Here is a 1,555-nt window from a genome sequence, read left to right as displayed (position 1 = left end):
GGATCCACCCGAGCACCCGCGCCACCACCGGCCACACGGCCAGCGCCGCCAACGGCACGTCTCACGCCACCGCCGGCAGGGCCACCGCCGGCAGGGCCACCGCTGGCGACACGATCTCCGGCACCGCCGGCCGCAACGGCGGAGGTACCGGCCCCGGCTGCGGGATGGGCTCCGGCTGCGGGGTGGGCTCCGGCTGCGGGGTGGGCGTTTGTGGCGCCGTCGCCCGTGGGGTCGTTCGTCCTCACGCAGCCACCGTCCGGAGACAGCTCGGGCCGGAGCGCCGCGCCTTCATACTTCTGGCAACGAAATCGGCGCTTCCATTCATCCCCGAAGCCCATGTCACGATCGAGTGATCTTCGGGTACGAGGGCGAGGAGGTGCAGGGGTGACGGGCGCGCGTTCATCGGGACACCACCGTGTTCCAACCGTCCAGCAGGCCTTCGGCGGTTGCGGCGCGCAGCACCAGCACAGAGCCGACGGCAGAGACCGATACCGGGGTGGAGACGATCGGGGCACTGGATGCCGGGTCGACCGAAGACGCAGCGGCGGGGGCAGGGGCGGGGGCGGGCGTCGGATTGACGATCAGGATCACGCCCACGGAGGCGCGGCCCGCTTCGAGCACCAGAGCGGGAAGGTCGGACCCGGTCCCGCACACCACGGCCACCACGTCCAGCTCCCGCACCGGGAGTGGGCGGGAGGTCGGTGGTCGGTTGGCGATCGCCAGGTCCGCCAGGGCGGCCAGCACGACCGACGCGTCGGCGTCCACCGCCCCCGCGGGCAGTTCCACGTCCACCGCGCCCGAAGTCGACACCAGTCGCACCGGGTGCCCCTCGGCCACGGCGACCGTCACCAGGGACGCCACCACCTCCACGGCGTCCTCGAAGTCCTCGCCCTCGGCGTACCCGTCGGCGTGGTCGTCCAGCACCACGGCCAGGTGAGGTCGGGCCGGGTCGGCGTCTTCGCGGATCATCAACGTGCCGGTGCGCGCGGACGTCGCCCAGTGCAGCCGGCGCAGGTCGTCGCCGGGCACGTACTCGCGCAGCCCCACCAGGTCCGTGCCGCCGCGCTCCACCCGCTCGTCCGCGCCGACGTGCCCGCGCCGCACGCCACCGGGCAGGCCGCGGACCGGCAGGACCCGCGGCACCACGCGCACCTCGACCACGTCACCGACGACCGTGCGGGCGTGCGCGAGCCCGGCCAGGCCGCGCCGGCTCAACGTCAGCGGGCCGACGCGCAGCAGGCCCCGGGCGTGCGTGGGGATGGGGTACTCGCCCTTGCCCCGCTGCCCCGGCGCGAGCAGTGGGATGTCCACCGGCCCGGCGTTCCCGGCGACCTCGTCGGTCGCGTCGAACACCACGGGGAAGCGCTTGCTGGTGCCGGTCAGCTCCACCACGCCGGTGCACGTGCCCAACCGCTGCACGGTCCGCGGTCGTACGGTCCGCTTCGGCGCGACCTGGGCCCGCGACAGCACCGACACCGCGCCGGCGAGCACGAGCGCCAGCAGCGCCAGGCCCAGGCCGGCGACGCCGGGGTAGCGCCACCACAGCCCGAGGGCC

The 1,555-nt window shown here is 74.9% G+C and carries 1 protein-coding gene and 1 pseudogene; one reads left to right on the top strand and one right to left on the bottom strand.

Features of this window, described 5'->3' with window-relative positions:
- Positions 1-353: pseudogene (locus tag AB0G02_RS39575) on the top strand (hypothetical protein); the annotation flags it as partial.
- Between the two features lie 46 nt (positions 354-399).
- On the opposite strand, the gene AB0G02_RS39570 reads toward AB0G02_RS39575, so the two are convergent.
- On the bottom strand, positions 400-1,555 hold a 1,156-nt coding region (locus tag AB0G02_RS39570), incomplete at its 5' end, for a DUF58 domain-containing protein (protein ID WP_360805473.1).

Source organism: Actinosynnema sp. NPDC023658 (genome assembly GCF_040639995.1).
Classification (GTDB): domain Bacteria; phylum Actinomycetota; class Actinomycetes; order Mycobacteriales; family Pseudonocardiaceae; genus Actinosynnema.
Note: the sequence above shows the minus strand (reverse complement) of the source record. Positions and strands in the feature narration are given on the sequence as shown.